The organism is Ochrobactrum sp. BTU1 (assembly GCA_018798825.1).
Taxonomy (GTDB): Bacteria; Pseudomonadota; Alphaproteobacteria; order Rhizobiales; family Rhizobiaceae; genus Brucella.
The window spans coordinates 2,343,007-2,363,764 of the sequence record CP076354.1; the positions used below are offsets into that span (position 1 = coordinate 2,343,007).

Consider the following 20,758-nt stretch of genomic DNA (forward strand, 5'->3'; position numbering starts at 1 on the left):
TGTTATGGTCGCGCGGTGACGGTTTCTTGCGCAAACCTGTCAGACTACCTCCCACAATGAATTTTATCGCTGTTCAGATGAACAGGACATGAATGAAAGCTCGCAGTTGCGAGGAGTGAAAGCTGTATGATTGAGAATAAAAAGAAACCCAACCCCATCGACGTGCATGTTGGCAGCCGCATCCGCCTTCGCCGCAATATGCTGGGTCTCAGTCAGGAAAAATTAGGCGAAAGCCTCGGCATCACTTTCCAGCAGATCCAGAAATACGAAAAAGGCACCAATCGCGTCGGTGCAAGCAGACTTCAAGCTATTTCTTCTATCCTTACCGTTCCTGTTTCTTTCTTTTTTGAAGACGCGCCTGGTTCCAGTGCGACAACGCCCGGTGGTTTTGCTGAGGACAATGAAGCGACTTACGTCGTTGATTTTCTCAATTCGAACGAAGGTGTGCAGCTAACGCGCGCATTTACCAAGATTTCGGATCCTAAAGTACGTCGTAAAATCATTGATCTTGTGAAGTCTCTCGCTGCAGAAGGCGAATAAGGCGTAATTTGTTCACAAAAGCGTATGCCGGGAGGATTTTTTCCGGCATCGCGGTGTTGCAACAAGAATATGCATTGACGGTCCAATCCCAACTTCGCTAACACATTGATGTGCCCGGAACGTAATGAAACAGTTCCGGGCGCTACTGTGTTTCCATGGCGGACATTCGTTCCGTTGGATTTTCAAGAGGGGTTACCCGTGTCGCGCAGTTCTTATCTCTTCACCAGCGAATCCGTGTCTGAAGGTCATCCAGACAAGGTTTGCGACCGTATTTCCGATGAAATCGTAGACATGATTTACAAGGAGGCGCGCCGCACCGGCGTCGATCCTTGGTCTGTTCGCGTTGCATGTGAAACGCTTGCCACCACCAATCGCGTGGTCATCGCTGGCGAAGTACGCGTGCCTGACACTTTCCTGAAGAAGAATAAGGACGGCACCATCGCGCACGACGCGGCGGGGCATCCACTGATTAATCCTTCTCGTTTCCGCTCGGCAGCGCGCAAGGCGATCCGTGAAATCGGTTATGAGCAGGACGGCTTTAACTGGCGTACGGTGAAAATCGATGTGCTTCTGCATCCACAATCTGCCGACATCGCGCAGGGTGTGGACAACGCATCTGATCGTCAGGGCGAAGAAGGTGCAGGCGATCAGGGCATCATGTTCGGCTATGCCTGCCGTGAAACCCCAGATCTCATGCCGGCACCGATCTACTATTCGCACAAGATTCTCGAAAAGCTTGCCGAAGCCCGCCACAAAGGTGAAGGCGATCCAGGCAAGCTCGGCCCTGACGCCAAGAGCCAGGTGACGGTTCGTTACGAGAACGGTAAGGCCGCTGAAGTCACGCAGATCGTTCTTTCGACGCAGCATCTCGAGGCCAGCTGGGATTCGAAGAAGGTGCGTTCGGTTGTCGAGCCTTACATTCGCGAAGCGCTTGGCGATCTGCCGATTGCGGCAAACTGCAACTGGTACATCAATCCAACCGGTAAATTTGTCATTGGCGGCCCGGATGGTGACGCCGGTTTGACCGGCCGCAAGATCATCGTCGACACTTATGGCGGCGCAGCACCGCACGGCGGCGGTGCATTCTCCGGCAAAGACACGACCAAGGTTGACCGTTCGGCTGCTTATGCTGCGCGTTATCTTGCCAAGAACGTAGTTGCGGCCAATCTCGCAGACCGTTGCACGATCCAGCTTTCCTATGCCATTGGCGTTGCCCAGCCGCTTTCGGTCTATGTTGACCTGCACGGTACCGGCAAGGTTGACGAATCGGCGGTTGAGGAAGCGCTGCGCAAGGTCATGGACCTGTCGCCAACTGGCATCCGCAAGCATCTAGATCTCAACAAGCCTATCTATGCCAAGACCTCTTCTTACGGCCATTTTGGTCGCAAGGCTGGTCGTGATGGTTCCTTCTCCTGGGAGAAGACCGATCTTACCAAGGCATTGAAGGCAGCACTATCAGCCTGATTGATTACATTTCCAGCAATACTGCGCAGCGGTTTTGCATAGGATAATGCGTAAAAAAGAGTTAGAGCGGTTCCCACGATACCGCTTTAACTGGAACAGCGATAAATGACCGATGAATCCCATCCAGTACGCGCGGCCGGAAACTTTTTCGGCCGCCGTCATGGCAAGCCACTCCGCCCACATCAGAATAATCTTTTCGAAGATTTGCTGCCGCGTCTGAAACTGGACCTCGATACACCTGCGCCGCAGGATTTGAGGACATTGTTTGAAGCGCCGGTTGAGAATGTGCGCATGGAAATCGGCTTTGGCGGTGGCGAACATCTCTATCATGAGAGTGGACGCTATCCGCAGTCGGGCTTCATTGGTGTTGAGCCTTTCGTCAATGGTATGGCCAAGATGCTGGCGGCCCTTCATGAAGCGCCGCGCACTAATCTTCGTCTCTATGATGAAGATGCGACCGATGTGCTGGATTGGCTGCCTGATGCATCGCTTTCTGGCATCGATCTTTTCTATCCTGATCCTTGGCATAAGCGTCGCCACTGGAAACGGCGCTTTGTCAGTGATGCAAATCTTGATCGTTTCGCGCGTCTGCTGAAGCCAGGCACGAAGTTCCGCTTCGCTTCCGATATCGAACATTACGTCAACTGGACGCTGCAGCACTGCCGCAGGCACCCGGCGTTCGAATGGCAGGCGGAAGGCCCGGATGACTGGAATAACGCCTATGAAGGCTGGCCAGGCACGCGTTATGAAGCAAAGGCTTTTCGTGAAGGACGCGTTGCTGCCTATCTGACATTCACCAGGCTTTGATGGTTGGTTGAATTGCGGCCTCAATTGCGGCCTTGAAAAAATCCGCATCAGCTGGTATATAAGTTTCAAATTCTTGGTCGTTTGAACAAGAGTGGGCCCTCCCGGACCCGCTCTTTTTTGTTAACTACGGCTCTGTGAAAAAGGTTTATCGAGTGACGGAACAGGAACAGGCAATTGAGGCCGTAAACGCAGATGAGCGTATCATTCGCGAAACGGGCGTCGATGCAAAAGTAGCAGGCATTGTGGAGCCGGTGATCAATACGCTGGGTTTCCGCCTTGTGCGTGTGCGCCTTTCCGGCCTCAATGGTCAGACGCTGCAGATCATGGCCGAGCGTCCAGATGGCACGATGACAGTTGAGGATTGCGAATTGTTGAGCCGCACCGTGGCTCCGGTTCTCGATGTCGAAGATCCGATAAGCGGCAAGTACCATCTTGAAATCTCGTCGCCGGGTATTGATCGTCCGATGGTGCGTAAGTCCGATTTCAGCGATTGGGCGGGACATATCGCAAAGGTCGAGACCTCGATCGTTCATGAAGGACGAAAGAAGTTTCGCGGTCGCATCGTGGTCGGTGATGCCGATTCCATCGTGATCGAAAGCGATCAGATTTCATACGGTAATGAACCGGTTGTTCGCATTCCGTTTGATCTGATTTCCGATGCGCGTCTGGTTCTGACCGATGAACTCATTCGCGATGCGCTGCGCAAGGACAAGGCCCTGCGGGAAGGCCGCATTCCCGGAGATGATCTGGGTGATGGGCGCGGAGACGAGTCGACCGAAGACAATCAGGAAGCCGCTTCGACGGAATCCGAAGAGAAGTAAGTTTCAAAGTGAGTTTCAGGCGTCCGGTTCCTAAAAGCGAACGGATGCGTCACCAAGGAGAGACCTATGGCAGTCAGTGCAAACAGGCTGGAACTTCTGCAGATCGCTGATGCGGTTGCACGCGAGAAGTCGATTGACCGTGAGATCGTTCTTGCGGCCATGGCCGATGCGATCCAGAAGGCTGCGCGTTCGCGTTACGGTCAGGAAAGCAACATCCGCGCCGACATCAATGCAAAGTCCGGTGAGATCAAGCTTCAGCGTCTGCTCGAAGTGGTCGAGACTGTTGAAGACTATTCCACGCAGATTTCGCTGTTCACTGCGCGCGATCGCAATCCGGATGCGCAGGTTGGTGATTTCATCGCCGACCAGCTGCCGCCAATGGATTTCGGCCGTATTGCCGCCCAGTCTGCCAAGCAGGTTATCGTGCAGAAGGTGCGCGAAGCCGAGCGCGACCGCCAGTATGACGAATTCAAGGATCGCGTCGGCGAAATCGCTAACGGCACCGTCAAGCGTGTTGAATATGGCAATGTGATCGTTGATCTTGGCCGAGGTGAAGCAATCGTTCGTCGTGACGAACTGATCCCGCGTGAAGCTTTCCGTTATGGCGATCGTATCCGCGCTTATGTTTACGACGTTCGTCGCGAACAGCGCGGCCCGCAGATTTTCCTGTCGCGTACGCATCCTTCTTTCATGGCGAAGCTTTTCACCATGGAAGTGCCGGAAATCTACGACGGCATCATTGAAATCAAGTCGGTTGCTCGTGACCCAGGTTCGCGCGCCAAGATCGCCGTGGTTTCACGCGACGCATCGATTGATCCGGTTGGTGCCTGTGTCGGTATGCGCGGCTCTCGTGTTCAGGCTGTTGTTGCCGAACTGCAGGGCGAAAAGATCGACATTATTCCTTGGTCGCCAGATGCAGCTTCCTTCATCGTCAACGCGCTTCAGCCTGCTGAAGTTGCCAAGGTTGTTCTTGATGAAGACGCAGAACGTATTGAAGTTGTCGTTCCGAATGACCAACTATCACTAGCAATCGGTCGTCGCGGTCAGAACGTGCGCCTTGCTTCGCAGTTGACAGGCTGGGATATCGACATCCTGACGGAAGACGAAGAATCCGAACGTCGTCAGAAGGAATTTGCTGAGCGTTCAAACCTGTTCATGGAAGCCCTCAACGTTGATGAGATGGTTGGTCAGGTTCTGGCTTCTGAAGGCTTTGCCTCAGTTGAAGAACTGGCATATGTCGAGCCAGGCGAAATTGCCTCGATCGACGGCTTTGATGAAGATACCGCTGGTGAAATTCAGGAACGTGCACGCGAATTCCTGGAACGCATTGAAGGCGAACAGGATGCCCGCCGCAAGGAACTGGGTGTTGAAGACGAACTTCGCGAGCTTCCAGGTCTGACAACAGCCATGTTGGTTGCCGTCGGCGAGGACGGAGTGAAGAATATCGAAGACTTTGCTGGTTATGCTGTTGACGATCTCGTCGGCTGGCGTGAACGCAAGGACGGAGAAACCGTTAATCACAGCGGTATCCTCTCTTCCTTCGATGTTTCACGCGTTGATGCTGAACAGATGATCCTGACTGCTCGCTTGAAGGCTGGCTGGATCACTGAAGAAGAGCTCGTTGCGGTTGAAACCAACGACGAGAGCGAAGCTGGCGAAGAAGAAGTCGCTTCGTAAAAAGACAAGAGACGGCATTGCGGTTGCGCCCGGAGCAATTCGGGCGCAATTTATGGCGTTTTAGAGTTTCGTATTGAGAAGTGGCGTCAGCTCTGCTAGGTCGCTGCCAGTTTGGTAATAAGTAACAGGCATCGATGGTAAAACCGAGTTTGCGTGCGGAGCAGGATATGAATGATAGAACCTGTATCGTCACGCGGGAAAGCGGATCGGCAGATGATCTGATCCGGTTCGTTGCTGGGCCTGATGGTTCGGTTGTGCCTGACCTGAAGCGGAATTTGCCGGGCAGAGGTTGTTGGGTCAAGGCAGAACGTCGTCTTGTGGACGAAGCCGTCAAGCGCAAGCTTTTTGCACGGGCGCTGAAAGACGATGTGAAGCCGCAAGCAGATCTTGGCGCGCTGGTTGACCAGCTGTTGACGAAGTCTGCACTCGGTAGTCTCGCGCTGGCTCGTAAATCCGGTGCAGTTGTATCTGGTTCCACTAAGGTGGATCAGGCAATTCGTTCAGGTGCTGCGGCATTGGTTTTGCATGCACAGGAAGCCGCTTCTGATGGCGTGCGTAAACTGGATCAAGCCCGCCGTGTGGTGGTTCGTATGGATGGCCCCGAAATCCCGGCCTTCACTCTTTTTAAGGGAGAAGAAATGGATTTGGCATTTGGGGGTGGAAATGTGATACATGCAGCCGTGCTCGACGGAAAGGCAGCAGCCGGGGTCGTGCAACGGTTGCTTTTATTGCATCGATATCGAGGCGAAAGCCCATTGAGTTGAAACGGCAGTCCGACACTGCTGAGTTATAAATTGGTAGAGCGGTTCTCTTAATCCCGACGAGACGGGATCCGCTCTGGAGCATGAACCGGATAATCGGCCTGGTTGGCCTAACCGGATTGTGCGCTAAAGTGGATGACCGGAGCATTATTCAAAATGATCTGATCGTGTTGGATAATGCTCGGGTAAAGCGGCTGAAGCCGCGAAGGAAACGGAAACGTAATGAGCGATAAAACAAACGACGACAAGACGCTGAGCGTCAACTCCAAGAAGACGCTGACCATTAAGCGGCCAGGCGTTGAGCAGAGCACCGTGCGCCAGAATTTCAGCCACGGCCGCACAAAGGCTGTCGTCGTTGAAACCAAGAAGCGCAAGTTCTCACGGCCTGATGAGAAGCCTGAAGCGGAAGCACTGGCACCGAAGCCAGCAGCGCCTGCTCCGGCAGCTCCAGCACCTGCGGCCGCGCCAGCACCAGCTGCAACAACGGCTCCCGTTGCTGCGCCGGTACAAGCTGCGCCTGCTCAGCCAGTAGCCAAGGCACCGGCACCGGCTGCTCCTGCAGCACCGCAGCCAAAGCCTGCTGCTGCCGCACCGGCGGCTCCGCGCCCACAATCAACACAGCAGCAGCCACGTCATCAGCAGCGCCCTGGCCAGCAGCAACAGCGTCCTCGCCAGTCTGATCGCTCGGGCATGGTGCTGAACACGCTGTCTCGCTCCGAAATGGACGCACGCCGTCGTGCGCTCGAAGGCGCGTTGGTTCGCGATGCAGAAGATCGCGTTCGCGCAGCTGAAGAAGCCAAGCGCCGCGCTGAAGAAGATGCACGCCGCGCCAAGGAACGTGAAGAATCCGCTCGCCGTCAGGCAGAGGAAGAAGCTCGTATCAAGGCAGAAGCAGAAGCCAAGGCTCGTGCCGAAGCTGAAGCTGCCAAGCGCGCTCCACAGACCGAAGCACGCACCGAGCGTCGTGACGATGCGCGTCCTGCGCCGCAGGGCGGACGTCCGCAGCATTCCGGTCGTCCACAACAGGGCGGTCGTCCCGGTCAGGGTCAAGGCCAGGGACAGCGTCCGGCATCGCCAGCGATTGCCGACGTTATTCCAACAGCCAATAAACCTTTGCCTCAGAGCCAGCAGCGCAAGCCGGGCGGTTCCGTCGATGACGATGATCGTCGTGGTCCAGCCGGCGCACGTCGCAGCACTCCAGCAAAGCCTGAAGTGCGCGCACCGAAGGTTGTTAAGGGTGAAGATGACCGCCGTCGTGGCAAGCTGACGATCTCCAGCAATCTGGAAGATGAAGGTCGTTCGCGTTCGCTGTCGGCGATGCGTCGTCGTCAGGAAAAGTTTAAGCGTTCGCAGATGCAGGAAACTCGCGAGAAGATCTCTCGTGAAGTGACCATTCCTGAAACCATTACGCTGCAGGAACTTGCACAGCGTATGACCGAGCGTTCGGTTGACATCATCAAGTACCTGATGAAGCAGGGCCAGATGATGAAGCCAGGCGACGTCATCGATGCGGATATGGCGCAGCTGATCGCTGAAGAATTTGGCCACACCGTCAAACGCGTTGCTGAATCGGACGTTGAAGAAGGCATCTTCGATGTTGCTGATAACGAAGGCGCATTGGTTTCACGTCCTCCGGTCGTAACCATTATGGGTCACGTCGATCACGGCAAGACCTCGCTCCTCGATGCTATCCGTCACGCAAACGTCGTTTCGGGCGAAGCTGGTGGCATCACGCAGCATATCGGTGCCTATCAGGTCGAACAGAACGGCCAGAAGATCACCTTCATCGATACGCCAGGCCACGCAGCCTTTACGGCAATGCGCGCTCGTGGTGCTCAGGCGACCGATATTGCGATCCTGGTGGTTGCAGCAGACGATAGCGTCATGCCGCAGACCATTGAATCGATCAATCATGCCAAGGCAGCTGGCGTTCCGATCATTGTTGCAATTAACAAGATCGACAAGCCTGAAGCCGATGCGCAGAAGGTTCGTACACAGCTGCTCCAACACGATGTTTTTGTGGAAACCATGGGCGGTGAAGTGCTCGACGTCGAAGTTTCGGCCAAGAACAAGATCAACCTCGACAAGCTGCTTGAAGCAGTTCTGTTGCAGGCTGAAATCCTTGATCTCAAGGCTGATCCGACACGTACGGCTGAAGGTGTGGTTATCGAAGCCCAGCTCGACCGCGGTCGTGGTTCGGTTGCAACCGTTCTGGTTCAGAAGGGTACGCTGCATCCGGGCGACATCATCGCTGCCGGTAACGAATGGGGCCGTGTACGCGCTCTGGTAAACGACCATGGCGATCATGTGAAGGAAGCTGGACCTGCTATGCCGGTCGAGATCCTCGGTCTCCAGGGTACGCCGCAGGCAGGTGATCGCTTCGCAGTTGTTGCCAATGAAGCCAAGGCTCGTGAAATTGCCGATTATCGCCAGCGTCTTGCCCGCGATAAGGCTGTTGCACGTCAGACAGGCCAGCGTGGCTCGCTCGAGCATATGATGAGCCAGCTTCAGTCTTCGGGTACTAAGGAATTCCCGCTCGTCATCAAGGGTGACGTGCAGGGTTCGGTCGAAGCGATTATTACCGCTCTCGACAAGCTTGGCACAGACGAAGTGCGTGCCCGCATCGTTCATTCGGGCGCAGGTGGTATCACGGAAAGCGACGTGTCGCTGGCCGAAGCCTCCAATGCCGCGATCATCGGCTTCAACGTTCGTGCCAACAAGCAGGCGCGTGATGCAGCTGATCAGCAGGGTACTGAAATCCGCTACTACAACATCATTTACGATCTGATCGAAGATGTTAAAGCAGCAATGTCCGGTCTTCTGTCACCAGAACGCCGTGAAACCTTCATCGGTAATGCTGAGATTCTCGAAGTCTTCAACATCACCAAGGTCGGTAAGGTTGCTGGTTGCCGTGTGGTTGACGGTAAGGTTGAACGTGGTGCAGGCGTCCGCCTCATCCGTGACAACGTGGTTATCCACGAAGGCAAGCTCAAGACGCTCAAGCGCTTCAAGGACGAAGTGTCGGAAGTGCCTATGGGCCAGGAATGCGGTATGGCGTTCGAAAACTACGACGATATCCGCGCTGGCGATACGATCGAAGCGTTCCGCGTCGAACACATTACCCGTACGCTTTAATAGCATTATGCCGTGTCGCCCTATCATGGGCGGCACGGCTTTCTTACATTTCCGTTGCCCGGTTCCGAGGGTCTGACTCCCATCTGAATTGTGGTAGATTGCGCTTTATTGCGCTTACCAGTTTGTAGCCATTTTGTCGGCCAGCCTTTCGGGACTGAGCGCCGATTGATGGCTGTTTATCGAGGATACAGCTATGGCACGTTCTCCAGATCCAAAAGGCTCAGGTGGCCTTTCCCAGCGCCAGCTCCGTGTGGGCGAACAGGTGCGTCACGCATTGGCTCAGGTTCTTCAGCGCGGAGAAATTCGCGATGACGTAATCGAGCGTACGGTTATTTCGGTGTCGGAAGTTCGCATGTCGCCTGATCTCAAGATCGCGACCTGCTTCATCACACCGCTGGGCAGCACTGATGTACAGGCTGTGATCAAAGCATTGGCTGCAAACGCGAAATTCATTCGCGGTCGCATGGCTCCAAGCCTCAGCCAGATGAAATATATGCCGGAATTCCGTTTCCGCGCAGATACCAGCTTTGATAATTTTTCCAAGATTGATGCGCTTCTCCGTTCGCCGGAAGTGGCGCGTGACCTTGGGCATGATGAAGATGACGGCGAGGACGCAACCTCCCGCAATGGAGACGAATAAAGCATGGCAAGACGAGGCAAGAAAAAAGGTCGTCCGGTTTCCGGCTGGGTCATTTTTGACAAGCCGAAGGGCATGGGATCGACCGAAGCGGTCTCGAAGATCAAGTGGTTGTTCAATGCCGAAAAGGCCGGCCATGCCGGTACGCTTGATCCTCTTGCCTCGGGCATGTTGCCTATTGCTCTGGGTGAAGCCACCAAAACCGTACCTTACGTCATGGATGGAACCAAGGTTTATCGTTTCACAGTGACATGGGGCGAGGAACGGTCGACCGACGATCTTGAAGGTGTTGCCACCAAAAACTCAGATAACCGCCCATCGCGTGCGGATGTCGAAGCGCTGCTGCCTAATTATACAGGCGTTATCTCGCAGATTCCGCCGCAGTTTTCGGCTATCAAGATTGCAGGCGAACGCGCCTATGATCTGGCGCGTGAAGGTGAAACGGTAGAAATTCCGGCGCGTGAAGTCGAAATTGATCGCCTCGAAATTGTCGAGTTTCCGGACGCAAATCGCACCGAATTCGAAGTCGAATGCTCCAAGGGCACCTATGTTCGCTCGCTTGCGCGCGATATGGGCCGTGATCTCGGCTGCTATGGCCATATTTCGGATTTGCGTCGCATCGAAGTTGCTCCTTTCACCGATGAAGATCTGGTAACTCTGGCAGAGCTCGAAGAAGCGTGGCCTCCGCTGCCGCCGAAAAAGGAAGAAGGCGAGGCCGATGCCGAGATTGTTGAGCAGCCAGCAGCACGTCGCGACTTCTCGGCAATGGATGCCCTGATCATCGATACCGGTGCCGCACTAGATTGCCTGCCACAGGTTGCCCTGTCTGACGATCAGGCACAGCGCGTTCGTCTCGGTAATCCCGTGATCATTCGTGGCCGCGATGCGCCACTTGAAGCGGATGAGGCTTGCGTGACGTCGCATGGCAAACTGCTTGCCATTGGCTACATTGAGCATGGTCAGTTCAAGCCAAAGCGCGTGTTTACAGCGGGCTAAACTGGTCTCTCAAAAGTTGGGGCATATTTCGGACTGGTATTTCTGCCAAATTTGAACTATATGCCCCTTCAGCGATCGTACATAATGTACGTCAGATCGTGTAAATGGCCCGCGCTGGACGACATCCCGGCCTGGGCGTCTGTTTTTCCTCTCATCAAGAAAGGGTGTACGATGTCGATTACTGCTGAGCGCAAGCAAGCACTTATCAAGGAATACGCCACCAAGGAAGGCGATACCGGTTCTCCTGAAGTACAGGTTGCGGTTCTTTCCGAGCGTATTGCCAACCTCACCGAACACTTCAAGGGCCACAAGAATGACAATCATTCGCGTCGCGGCCTTCTGAAGCTGGTTTCGCAGCGTCGTCGTCTTCTTGACTATGTCAAGGGCATCGACCAGGCACGTTACCAGGCGCTGGTTTCCCGTCTGGGTCTGCGCCGTTAACGGTAAAATCGGGCGACGTCTCAAAACGTCGCCCTTTTGATTTAAGGCGCCTCCCGAAAAGTGCGAAGCGGTTTTCGGACAAGATGCGCAAAGTGTATTCCAAGGATGAGCGGATAGCCGCTTTCCAATAGCGAATGCGATTATATTGGGCGTATGCCCACTGGCATGAGACGGCGCACCGGGTGCATTCCGTCATGCCGATGACGAGCCATAAGGCTCATGACCTGGACCAGTCATGGGGCAGGATTGCAGGTAGTTCGTGCCAGAGAATATTCGCAAATGAATGTTCCGACACGTAACGAACTTCCCGTTGTCTTGCCCGTGGCCTGTCCGCCAACCGAGGTGATGTCTTTAGGCGCTTTTGCGCGGCATCGCCACAAGAGGACAAGATATGTTCAATACCCACAAAGTAGAAATCGAATGGGGCGGTCGTCCGCTCACACTCGAAACCGGTAAGATCGCACGTCAGGCCGACGGTGCAGTTCTGGCAACCTATGGTGAAACCGTCGTTCTCGCGACTGTGGTTTCTGCCAAGGAACCAAAGCCAGGCCAGGATTTCTTCCCGCTCACCGTCAACTATCAGGAAAAGACCTATGCCGCTGGCAAGATCCCTGGTGGTTACTTCAAGCGTGAAGGCCGTCCGAGCGAAAACGAAACGTTGGTTTCGCGCCTGATCGACCGTCCGATCCGTCCGCTTTTCGTTGATGGCTACAAGAACGACACACAGGTTGTTCTGACTGTCGTTCAGCACGACCTCGAAAACAACCCAGATGTCCTGTCGATGGTTGCAGCTTCGGCAGCACTCACCATTTCCGGCGTTCCTTTCATGGGCCCGATCGGTGGTGCACGCGTTGGCTACATCAACGGCGAATATGTTCTGAATCCGAACATCGACGAAATGCCAGAATCGAAGCTTGATCTGGTTGTTGCCGGTACTTCTGACGCCGTTCTGATGGTTGAATCGGAAGCACAGGAACTCTCCGAAGAAGTCATGCTCGGCGCCGTTATTTTCGGCCAGAAAGGATTCCAGCCAGTTATCGATGCGATCATCAAGCTCGCTGAAGTTGCTGCCAAGGAACCACGCGACTTCCAGCCGGAAGATCTGTCGGACCTTGAAGCTAAGATGCTTGCAGTCGTTGAGACCGATCTGCGTGATGCCTACAAGATCACCGAAAAGCAGGCTCGTTACACAGCTGTTGACGCTGCCAAGGCCAAGGCGAAGGCTCACTTCTTCCCTGAGGGCGTTGAAGAGCCAGAATTCTCGGCTGAAAAATTTGCAACCGTGTTCAAGCACCTGCAGGCTAAGATTGTTCGTTGGAACATTCTCGACACCGGTAGCCGCATTGACGGTCGTGACCTTTCGACCGTTCGTTCGATCGTTTCGGAAGTTGGCCTTCTGCCACGCACGCACGGTTCGGCGCTCTTCACCCGCGGTGAAACGCAGGCAATCGTTGTTGCCACGCTCGGCACCGGCGAAGACGAACAGATGATTGATGCATTGACGGGTACCTACAAGGAATCCTTCATGCTACACTACAACTTCCCACCGTATTCGGTTGGTGAAACTGGCCGTATGGGTTCGCCAGGCCGTCGTGAAATCGGTCATGGTAAGCTCGCATGGCGCGCAATCCACCCAATGCTGCCAGCTGCTGAACAGTTCCCTTACACGATCCGTTCGGTTTCCGAGATCACCGAATCGAATGGCTCGTCCTCGATGGCTACTGTTTGCGGCACCTCGCTGGCGCTGATGGATGCAGGCGTTCCGCTGGCACGTCCGGTTGCCGGTATCGCCATGGGCCTGATCAAGGAAGATGAGCGTTACGCTGTTCTTTCCGACATCCTTGGTGATGAAGATCACCTCGGCGACATGGACTTCAAGGTAGCTGGAACTGAAAACGGCATCACCGCGCTTCAGATGGACATCAAGATCGACGGTATCACCGAAGAGATCATGAAGGTTGCTCTGGAACAGGCTAAGGGCGGCCGCGTTTACATTCTTGGCGAAATGGCTAAGGCCCTTTCGACCTCGCGTGAAGAACTCGGTGAATTTGCTCCACGCATCGAAGTGATGAACATTCCGACCGACAAGATCCGTGATGTTATCGGTTCGGGTGGCAAGGTTATCCGCGAAATCGTTGAAAAGACTGGCGCCAAGATCAACATCGAAGACGATGGTACGGTCAAGATCGCTTCGTCGAACGGCAAGGAAATCGAAGCCGCTAAGAAGTGGATTCACTCGATTGTTGCTGAACCAGAAGTTGGCGAAATCTACGAAGGTACAGTTGTTAAGACTGCTGACTTCGGCGCATTCGTAAACTTCTTCGGTCCACGCGATGGTCTGGTTCACATCTCGCAGCTGGCTGCCGACCGCGTTGCCAAGACCACTGATGTGGTCAAGGAAGGCCAGAAGGTCTGGGTCAAGCTCATGGGCTTTGACGAGCGTGGCAAGGTTCGCCTGTCGATGAAAGTCGTCGATCAGGAAACCGGCAAGGAAGTCGTTGCAGAAAAGAAGGCAGAAGCTGACGCTGAGTAAGCGTCGCATCTTCTGTTAACCGAGAAAGCGCGTCCATGTGGCGCGCTTTTTTGTTGCGCATAGAGCGATTGATCGGCATGGGTGAAGCATGATGACACCGGCACAACAGACACTCTTTCTCCCCTTCTATCAGGACATCCTGGATATGCCTGTAGAGGGTCAATCGTACCTTGCCTGCGGCTTGTCTGCGGATCGGAATCTTGAGGCCGAATGGAAACAGGCACTGACTTTCCTGCAACCCTGGCGTCCCGACTGGCTGGCACTCAACAAGGAAGGCTTCAACGCAATTCCTAGATTGGCACCAGAATTAGACGAGGAGAGCCGTTATTCTGGGGGGCTACTTCTGCTCGGAAAACATCGCGGACGCAATGAGGCATGGTTTGCGGAGCTTCTGGCGCGTGTTGAACCGGGTGGGTGGATCGTGGTGTGTGGCGACAAGAAGCTTGGTGTCGATAGTTTTCGCAAATGGGTCAGTAATATCGCTGAAATCAGCGATCGCCTCTCAAAGAACCATGCGGTGGCCTTTTGGCTGCAACGCCCTGCTGACCTGACAAATGATTTTATCGATGCTCTGAAGCCGCTGGCGACAGATATTGATGATGTGTTCCGCACAGAGCCGGGTATGTTCTCGCATGGCGTGATCGATAAAGGCTCAGCTCTGCTGGTGCCGCATATGGAAAAGATCGTCTTTGGTCAGGTCGCCGATCTTGGTGCTGGCTGGGGTTATTTGGCGGCGCCAAGCCTCAAATATGCTGATCGTCTTAAGGGTATCGATCTTTTTGAAGCTGATTACGAAGCACTGGAGGCCGCGCGCGGCAATCTGGAGCGTCTTGGTGCATCCGTGCCGATTTCGTTTAATTGGTTTGATGTGACGAGTGAAAAACTGACCGGCATTTACGACACGGTGATTATGAACCCGCCGTTTCACGAGGGACGGGCAACCGAAGTGTCGCTCGGTCAAACCTTTATCGCAGCCGCCGCTTCACGGCTGAAAACCGGCGGACGACTGCTGATGGTAGCGAACAGGCAATTGCCTTATGAGGCGACACTTAAAAGCTTGTTTAAGAACGTGACTGTTCTTGAGGAAGCGAACGGCTTCAAAATATTAGATGCTAAGAAATGAAACAAAAAAGCCGCCTCGAAAGGCGGCCTTTTTATCAAGCTTATGAGACTTATTCGCCGCGTGTGTCAGCCGAACTCTTCAGTTCTTCCAGCGTTGGCATCGAAACGATGTTGTAGCCCGAATCCACATAGTGGATTTCGCCGGTTACACCACTCGAAAGATCCGACAGCAGATAAACAGCCGATTTGCCCACATCATCGATATCGACAGTGCGGCGAAGCGGTGAGTTACGGCGCTGATAGCTGAAGATTGCGCGTGCATCGCCAATGCCGGCACCGGCCAGCGTGCGAACCGGACCAGCCGAGATCGCGTTGACGCGGATACCCTGCGGACCGTAATCGGCAGCGAGATAACGAACCATCGCTTCAAGAGCAGCCTTGGCGACGCCCATAACGTTGTAGTTCGGGATAGTGCGCGTGGAACCGCCATAGGTCAGCGTCAGGATCGAGCCGCCGTCCTTCATGAGCTTTTCTGCACGCTGTGCCATTTCCGTGAAGGAATAGGCAGAGATCACCATAGTGCGGCTGAAATTATCGCGCGTGGTGACGTCTGCGTAACGTCCCTTCAGCTCCGTCTTGTCCGAAAAGCCAATGGCGTGAACGATGAAATCGAGCTTTCCCCATTTCTTCTCGATTTCAGCGAAAACTGCGTCGACCGAAGCAATGTCTTCCACATCGCAAGGCAGCACCATATCCGAACCGACCTGTTCGGCCAGCGGCTTGACGCGTTTACCGAGTGCATCGCCCTGATAGGTAAATGCGAGTTCGGCACCCTGCGCTGCGAGCTGCTTAGAAATTCCCCATGCGAGTGAGTGGTTATTCGCGACCCCCATAATGAGGCCGCGTTTACCTTGCATCAGACCTTCCATATTGTCCCTCTCCGTCAGCCCTGATAACGCTGGAACACCAGCGTGGCATTGGTGCCGCCAAATCCGAAGGAGTTGGAGAGCACGGTATTGAGCTGAGCATTGTCGATGCGCTTGCGAACGATAGGCATGTCCGCGAAGGCAGGATCCAGTTCTTCGATATGAGCGCTTTCGCAGATGAAGTTATTCTGCATCATCAAAAGCGAGTAGATTGCTTCCTGAACGCCGGTTGCACCGAGCGAATGGCCGGTCAGCGACTTGGTCGCTGCGATTGGCGGGCAGGCATCGCCTGAGCCAAAGACCTGACGAATCGCTTCGATTTCCGGAGCATCGCCTGCTGGCGTCGAGGTTGCGTGTGGGTTGATGTAATCGATCTTGCTTGTGACGGTCGAGAGCGCCATCTTCATGCAGCGGACCGCGCCTTCGCCTGATGGTGCTACCATGTCGTAGCCGTCAGACGTTGCACCGTAGCCGACGATTTCGCCGTAAATCTTCGCACCGCGAGCAAGGGCTGTTTCAAGATCTTCCAGCACGAGAACGCCTGCACCGCCAGCAATAACAAAACCGTCACGGTTTTTGTCGTAAGCGCGCGAGGCGGTTGATGGCGTTTCATTATACTTGGATGACATGGCACCCATTGCGTCGAACAGCACCGAAAGCGTCCAGTCGAGGTCTTCACAGCCGCCCGCAAACATGCGGTCCTGCTTGCCGTACTGGATCATTTCAAACGCATTGCCGATACAATGGTTCGACGTCGCACAAGCCGACGAGATCGAGTAGTTGATACCCTTGATCTTGAAGAATGTTGCGAGCGTGGCCGATGCCGTCGAGCTCATAGCTTTCGGCACTGCAAAAGGACCGACGCGCTTTGGGCCTTTTTCACGGGTGATATCGGCGGAATCGACGATCGTGCGTGTCGAAGGACCACCAGAACCCATGATGATGCCGGTACGATCATTGGAGACCTGCTCCTCCGAAAGACCTGCATCGGCAATCGCCTGATCCATAGCGACGTGATTCCATGCCGTACCACGACCATGAAAACGCATTGCGCGGCGATCTACGAGCGCTTCAACGTCGATTTTCGGCGCGCCGTGCACCTGGCAACGGAAACCGAGTTCGGCATATTCTTCAGCACGGGAAATGCCGGATTTGGCTTCACGCAGAGAGGTTGTTACCTCTTCGGTGTTGTTTCCAATCGAGGATACAATCCCCATACCCGTTACGACCACACGCCGCATCGCGTTCTCCTTTACACCTGTTCCGTGTGATCAACCCGTGAAGGTTGACCCTTGTTCCCGGTTACATAGGTGCGATCTTCGCATGTTTTGAGCGCGGCTGCATGAAAACTCATTATTTTCTGCAGTCGCGCCCGTGAATGATGAATGTATTAAGCGCCGTCGCCATCTTTTGACAGGCCGACGCGCAGGTCGCTTGCCTTGTAGATGGTTTCGCCATCAGCTTTCAGCCAGCCGTCTGCTGTGCCGAGAACAAGGCGACCACGCATGACGCGCTTGAAGTCGATGCCGTACTGCAGAAGCTTGGTGTGTGGGCGAACCATGCCCTTGAACTTCACTTCACCAGTGGACAGAGCCATACCGCGGCCCGGCTCACCGAGCCAGCCGAGGAAGAAACCTGTCAGCTGCCACATGCCATCGAGGCCAAGGCAGCCAGGCATGATCGGGTTGCCCTGAAAATGGCATGGGAAATACCAGTCGTCTGGGCTTACGTCATATTCCGCGCGGATATAGCCCTTGTCGAACTCCCCGCCGGTTTCGGAAATTTCGGTGATGCGGTGCACCATCAGCATTGGCGGCAGGGGGAGCTGTGCATTGCCGGGACCGAACAACTCACCGCGTGCGCAGCTTAGGAGCTCTTCATACCCGTAGCTCGATTTCTGTTCTGCCATTACGCCTCCCTTGAGGATCATTCTGATGTGACCATTTCTGTCGCCAGAAGCAGTCGGGTTGTCGTCTGTTCGGGAACACCTCTAACATAGAGTGTTTCCGTCAGTAAAATAGTGCAGAGGGTTTTCCCAAAAAAGGCGGGTTTTACCATGCCTATTGATACTTAATTCGCAACGGCATATATCAATGTCAGTATGCAATGGGCAACAGCCCGTTTAATCTTTGACGAAATTGCTACAAGCTTGTGACGGATCCAAGGGTGAATATGCAGAATTATCATGCCAACCACTCGATGGTTTCAATGGAAGAACGGCTTCGCGGGGCTGGTTTGCGCCCGACGCGTCAGCGTGTTTCGCTTGCCAGCCTGATTTACGCGCAGGGTGATCGGCATCTTTCCGCTGAAGACCTTCATGAAGAAGCTGTACTGGCAAATGTGCCGGTATCGCTTGCGACCGTCTACAACACGCTGCACCAGTTTACCGAAGCCGGTATGCTGCGCATCATTGCCGTTGAAGGTTCTAAAACCTATTTCGACACCAATATTTCTGATCACCAGCACTTCTTCCTTGAAGGCGAGAATGTCGTTTTCGATATTCCGCATGGCGAACGTGGTCAGCCAACAGTCTCCAACATGCCCGAAGCACCGGAAGGCATGGAAATCGTCAATGTGGATATTATCGTCCGTTTGCGACGCAAGACGCGTTAAGCTGTTTGATATTGGTTTTTGGAAAGCGGCCTTTAGGGCCGCTTTTTTGTTGCGCACTATGGGTTAAAGTGATTCATCCGGTCCATCACCTTTCACAGGCGCATTTGAAAGCGGACTTCCCAACCAAGCACGAATGCGTCGATAACGATTTGACTGGAGACGTCTATGCGTAAGTTGATCATTGCAGCCGCTGCATTCGCCCTTTTTTCAACTGGAAGCGCTTTTGCTGAAAAGATTCGCATTGGCGTGACACCAGGGCCGCACGCGCAGATCATGGAAAAGGTCAAGGAGGTCGCAGCCACCAAGGGTATGGAAATCGATATTCAGGAATTTTCTGATTATGTGATTCCGAACATGGCACTGGCCGATAAGGCGCTTGATGCTAATTCTTTCCAGCATCAGCCCTACCTCGACAATCAGGTCGCAGATCGTGGCTTTCCGATTGAGACAGTAGCGCCAACGGTCAACTTCCCGATGGGCGTATATTCCAAAAAGATGAAAAACATCTCGGAACTGGCTGACGGTGCGACCATCGCCATCCCGAACGATCCGACCAATGGCGGTCGTGCGCTTCTGGTGCTTGCAGATAACGGCCTGATCAAGCTCGATGCGTCGAAGGGCCTGAAGGTCACGTCAATTGATGTGACTGAAAACCCGAAAAACCTGAAGTTCGTGGAACTCGATGCCGCGCAATTGCCGCGTTCGCTCGAAGATGTGGATGCTGCCGTCATCAATACCAATTATGCGCTGGAAGCAGGTCTTAACCCAGCTGGTGACGCGCTTATCCGCGAAGGCGAAAAGGCACCTTATGTCAATGTGCTGGTCGTCCGCACTGCCGACAAAAATGCCGACTGGGTGAAGACGCTGGTTAGCAGCTATCACAGCCCGGAAGTGAAGCAGTTTATTGCTGAAACTTTCAAAGGCTCGGTTATTCCGGCCTGGTAATAATTCAAGTCGCATACCGACTTTGAAGCGGGGCGAGCAATCGCCCCGCTATTTATTAGAGCTCGTTCTGAAAAGCGTGAAACGGCGTATTGGAGGCGTTTTCTAAGCTTTTCGCTGCATCCATATATTGGCGAACGGAAGCCCGTTATCATCTTCCTCGCGACGACTGATTTCCTGAAAGCCGAGCCGCTGATAGAAACGGCAGGCACCTTTATTATCGGCGTAGACTTCGAGAGAGAGTTCGCCTTTCAATGCCAGAGCATAGTCGAGCAAGCGGCGGCCTATGCCATATCCTTGCGCGGAGGGATCAACGAAGAGTCCGCCGATGAAACAATCCAACAGGCCTATAAACCCGACCGGCTCACCATTTAAAACGGCGACCCAGGTCTCTGCCTTTTCGAGATAGACGTCTTCGATAAGCTTCTGCTGATCGCGTAGCAGGTCTTTTCCTAGAAACGCATGTGCTTCCAAAGAAGCGCGATACCAGATGGAAGACAATGTCTGTTTGTCCGCAGCCTGATAGGCGCGGATGATAACCGTCATGTTTTTCATGATTATTCCAGAGTTTAACTATGCACAAAATTCCCATCCGTTGGATGGGTCCAAATCCGTTAAAACGGAGACGCTGAACTTCTGCGCATAAAACTCCTTCTTGGTTTTGTTCTGTGAGAACTAACCTCACGAATGATGCAACGTCAAGACTGACGCTGTGCCGGGTCAGTCGAACACTTCATCCGGATAAACGCCCCAGAGATCCGATTGCCTGATCCAGCCGCGCGTACCCTGAATATCCATCCGGCACCACTGGCCATTGCATTCGCGAACTGTGCCGACAACATTGGGCTCGACTTCCGCCGACAGTCCCGATGTTTCGCTCGGATCGCGGCGCATGGTAATCATCGCGCCCTGATCGTTCTTGAGCCATGGTGCCGTAATCGCCGTGCGCTTGCCGGACAGAAGAGACTGATAGACCCAGCCTTCCGTGCCGTCGGCATCGCGGATGCGGCGCCAGTTATCGTATTCCTGAATGATTTCGACAGGCAGGCCTGATTTCATGAATAGCCATGACACGGCATAATCACGCCCCGGACCTACGCGCAGATTGACGCGTGCCGGCTTGAGGCTGACAAAACGGGGTACAGGCAAGCCACTTGCGCCCAGCGTTGTGCCTGCTGATGCTTGAGCCATTGCAGCATGGTTATGCGATGCGCCTAGCGGCGCAACCACCAGCAGCAAGGCAATGCTGCCAAGTGCTGCGATAAAAAAGCGTTGCGAAAGTACTCGGTACAATTCTGACCTCTCGCCGTCCTGTCACTTCACGGCAGTTCCAACGAATGGGGAGTTTCCGTCTGCAACTGCAAAAATAAAATTGTGCGGTTTTTCCGCCTCTGCTTCTCAAA

The 20,758-nt window shown here is 54.2% G+C and carries 19 protein-coding genes; 14 read left to right on the forward strand and 5 right to left on the reverse strand.

Going from position 1 to position 20,758, the window contains the following annotated elements; all coding sequences use genetic code 11:
- Positions 1–126 precede the first annotated feature (126 nt).
- From KMS41_11325 to KMS41_11380, 12 genes are all read left to right on the forward strand, one after another.
- The gene (locus KMS41_11325; protein QWK77647.1) at positions 127–540 is read left to right on the forward strand and encodes a helix-turn-helix domain-containing protein; all 414 of its coding nucleotides are present in this window, start codon (positions 127–129) and stop codon (positions 538–540) included.
- A 198-nt stretch (positions 541–738) separates the two neighbouring features.
- Positions 739–2,004, forward strand: a complete 1,266-nt coding sequence (gene metK, locus KMS41_11330; GenBank protein QWK77648.1) for a methionine adenosyltransferase — start codon at positions 739–741, stop codon at positions 2,002–2,004.
- Positions 2,005–2,109: 105 nt separating this feature from the next.
- On the forward strand, positions 2,110–2,811 hold the full coding sequence (locus tag KMS41_11335; protein ID QWK77649.1) for a tRNA (guanosine(46)-N(7))-methyltransferase TrmB: 702 nt from the start codon (positions 2,110–2,112) through the stop codon (positions 2,809–2,811).
- A 152-nt stretch (positions 2,812–2,963) separates the two neighbouring features.
- Positions 2,964–3,632, forward strand: a complete 669-nt coding sequence (gene rimP / locus KMS41_11340) for a ribosome maturation factor RimP (protein ID QWK77650.1) — start codon at positions 2,964–2,966, stop codon at positions 3,630–3,632.
- 66 nt (positions 3,633–3,698) lie between these two features.
- On the forward strand, positions 3,699–5,309 hold the full coding sequence (gene nusA / locus KMS41_11345) for a transcription termination factor NusA (protein ID QWK77651.1): 1,611 nt from the start codon (positions 3,699–3,701) through the stop codon (positions 5,307–5,309).
- Between the two features lie 134 nt (positions 5,310–5,443).
- The gene (locus tag KMS41_11350; GenBank protein ID QWK77652.1) at positions 5,444–6,073 is read left to right on the forward strand and encodes an RNA-binding protein; all 630 of its coding nucleotides are present in this window, start codon (positions 5,444–5,446) and stop codon (positions 6,071–6,073) included.
- Between the two features lie 219 nt (positions 6,074–6,292).
- The gene (gene infB / locus KMS41_11355) at positions 6,293–9,205 is read left to right on the forward strand and encodes a translation initiation factor IF-2 (GenBank protein ID QWK77653.1); all 2,913 of its coding nucleotides are present in this window, start codon (positions 6,293–6,295) and stop codon (positions 9,203–9,205) included.
- Positions 9,206–9,398: 193 nt separating this feature from the next.
- Entirely contained in the window at positions 9,399–9,845 is a 447-nt protein-coding gene (gene rbfA, locus KMS41_11360; GenBank protein ID QWK77654.1) for a 30S ribosome-binding factor RbfA, read from the forward strand.
- 3 nt (positions 9,846–9,848) lie between these two features.
- Positions 9,849–10,838 carry a tRNA pseudouridine(55) synthase TruB gene (gene truB / locus KMS41_11365; protein ID QWK77655.1) on the forward strand — a complete coding sequence of 330 codons (990 nt, stop codon included), beginning with the start codon at positions 9,849–9,851 and terminating at the stop codon, positions 10,836–10,838.
- Positions 10,839–11,009: 171 nt separating this feature from the next.
- Complete coding sequence (gene rpsO, locus KMS41_11370; GenBank protein ID QWK77656.1) at positions 11,010–11,279, forward strand: 30S ribosomal protein S15; 270 nt, start codon at positions 11,010–11,012, stop codon at positions 11,277–11,279.
- 391 nt (positions 11,280–11,670) lie between these two features.
- On the forward strand, positions 11,671–13,812 hold the full coding sequence (pnp, locus tag KMS41_11375) for a polyribonucleotide nucleotidyltransferase (protein ID QWK77657.1): 2,142 nt from the start codon (positions 11,671–11,673) through the stop codon (positions 13,810–13,812).
- 88 nt (positions 13,813–13,900) lie between these two features.
- Positions 13,901–14,935: a class I SAM-dependent methyltransferase gene (locus KMS41_11380; protein QWK77658.1), complete on the forward strand. Its 1,035-nt coding sequence runs from the start codon at positions 13,901–13,903 to the stop codon at positions 14,933–14,935.
- A gap of 49 nt (positions 14,936–14,984) precedes the next feature.
- On the opposite strand, the gene fabI is transcribed toward KMS41_11380, so the two are convergent.
- The 3 genes from fabI to fabA form a co-directional block, all read right to left on the reverse strand.
- Positions 14,985–15,803 (reverse strand): enoyl-ACP reductase FabI, encoded by an 819-nt coding sequence (fabI, locus tag KMS41_11385; protein QWK77659.1) that lies wholly within the window; start codon positions 15,801–15,803, stop codon positions 14,985–14,987.
- Positions 15,804–15,817: 14 nt separating this feature from the next.
- The gene (fabB, locus tag KMS41_11390; GenBank protein QWK77660.1) at positions 15,818–17,041 is read right to left on the reverse strand and encodes a beta-ketoacyl-ACP synthase I; all 1,224 of its coding nucleotides are present in this window, start codon (positions 17,039–17,041) and stop codon (positions 15,818–15,820) included.
- Positions 17,042–17,190: 149 nt separating this feature from the next.
- Positions 17,191–17,709, reverse strand: a complete 519-nt coding sequence (fabA, locus tag KMS41_11395) for a 3-hydroxyacyl-[acyl-carrier-protein] dehydratase FabA (GenBank protein QWK77661.1) — start codon at positions 17,707–17,709, stop codon at positions 17,191–17,193.
- A 263-nt stretch (positions 17,710–17,972) separates the two neighbouring features.
- Here fabA and KMS41_11400 point away from each other — a divergent pair, with 263 nt between their 5' ends.
- Together KMS41_11400 and KMS41_11405 are read left to right on the forward strand one after the other, a co-directional pair.
- Positions 17,973–18,413: a transcriptional repressor gene (locus KMS41_11400; protein ID QWK77662.1), complete on the forward strand. Its 441-nt coding sequence runs from the start codon at positions 17,973–17,975 to the stop codon at positions 18,411–18,413.
- A 165-nt stretch (positions 18,414–18,578) separates the two neighbouring features.
- A complete protein-coding gene (locus KMS41_11405) occupies positions 18,579–19,358 on the forward strand; it encodes a MetQ/NlpA family ABC transporter substrate-binding protein (protein QWK77663.1) in 780 nt (259 codons plus the stop codon).
- A gap of 102 nt (positions 19,359–19,460) precedes the next feature.
- Here KMS41_11405 and KMS41_11410 read toward each other — a convergent pair whose 3' ends face one another.
- Positions 19,461–19,910, reverse strand: coding sequence for a GNAT family N-acetyltransferase (locus KMS41_11410; GenBank protein ID QWK77664.1), 450 nt, complete (start codon positions 19,908–19,910; stop codon positions 19,461–19,463).
- Between the two features lie 165 nt (positions 19,911–20,075).
- Positions 20,076–20,648 (reverse strand): SH3 domain-containing protein, encoded by a 573-nt coding sequence (locus KMS41_11415; GenBank protein QWK77665.1) that lies wholly within the window; start codon positions 20,646–20,648, stop codon positions 20,076–20,078.
- Positions 20,649–20,758: the final 110 nt, after the last annotated feature.

Coding starts and splice junctions, on each gene's coding strand:
- KMS41_11325 (QWK77647.1), top strand. CDS start 127: ATGATTGAGAATAAAAAGAAACCCAACCCCATCGACGTGCATGTTGGC.
- KMS41_11335 (QWK77649.1), top strand. CDS start 2,110: ATGACCGATGAATCCCATCCAGTACGCGCGGCCGGAAACTTTTTCGGC.
- nusA (QWK77651.1), top strand. CDS start 3,699: ATGGCAGTCAGTGCAAACAGGCTGGAACTTCTGCAGATCGCTGATGCG.
- KMS41_11350 (QWK77652.1), top strand. CDS start 5,444: ATGGTAAAACCGAGTTTGCGTGCGGAGCAGGATATGAATGATAGAACC.
- infB (QWK77653.1), top strand. CDS start 6,293: ATGAGCGATAAAACAAACGACGACAAGACGCTGAGCGTCAACTCCAAG.
- rbfA (QWK77654.1), top strand. CDS start 9,399: ATGGCACGTTCTCCAGATCCAAAAGGCTCAGGTGGCCTTTCCCAGCGC.
- truB (QWK77655.1), top strand. CDS start 9,849: ATGGCAAGACGAGGCAAGAAAAAAGGTCGTCCGGTTTCCGGCTGGGTC.
- rpsO (QWK77656.1), top strand. CDS start 11,010: ATGTCGATTACTGCTGAGCGCAAGCAAGCACTTATCAAGGAATACGCC.
- pnp (QWK77657.1), top strand. CDS start 11,671: ATGTTCAATACCCACAAAGTAGAAATCGAATGGGGCGGTCGTCCGCTC.
- KMS41_11380 (QWK77658.1), top strand. CDS start 13,901: ATGATGACACCGGCACAACAGACACTCTTTCTCCCCTTCTATCAGGAC.
- fabI (QWK77659.1), bottom strand. CDS start 15,803: ATGGAAGGTCTGATGCAAGGTAAACGCGGCCTCATTATGGGGGTCGCG.
- fabB (QWK77660.1), bottom strand. CDS start 17,041: ATGCGGCGTGTGGTCGTAACGGGTATGGGGATTGTATCCTCGATTGGA.
- fabA (QWK77661.1), bottom strand. CDS start 17,709: ATGGCAGAACAGAAATCGAGCTACGGGTATGAAGAGCTCCTAAGCTGC.
- KMS41_11400 (QWK77662.1), top strand. CDS start 17,973: ATGCAGAATTATCATGCCAACCACTCGATGGTTTCAATGGAAGAACGG.
- KMS41_11405 (QWK77663.1), top strand. CDS start 18,579: ATGCGTAAGTTGATCATTGCAGCCGCTGCATTCGCCCTTTTTTCAACT.
- KMS41_11410 (QWK77664.1), bottom strand. CDS start 19,910: ATGAAAAACATGACGGTTATCATCCGCGCCTATCAGGCTGCGGACAAA.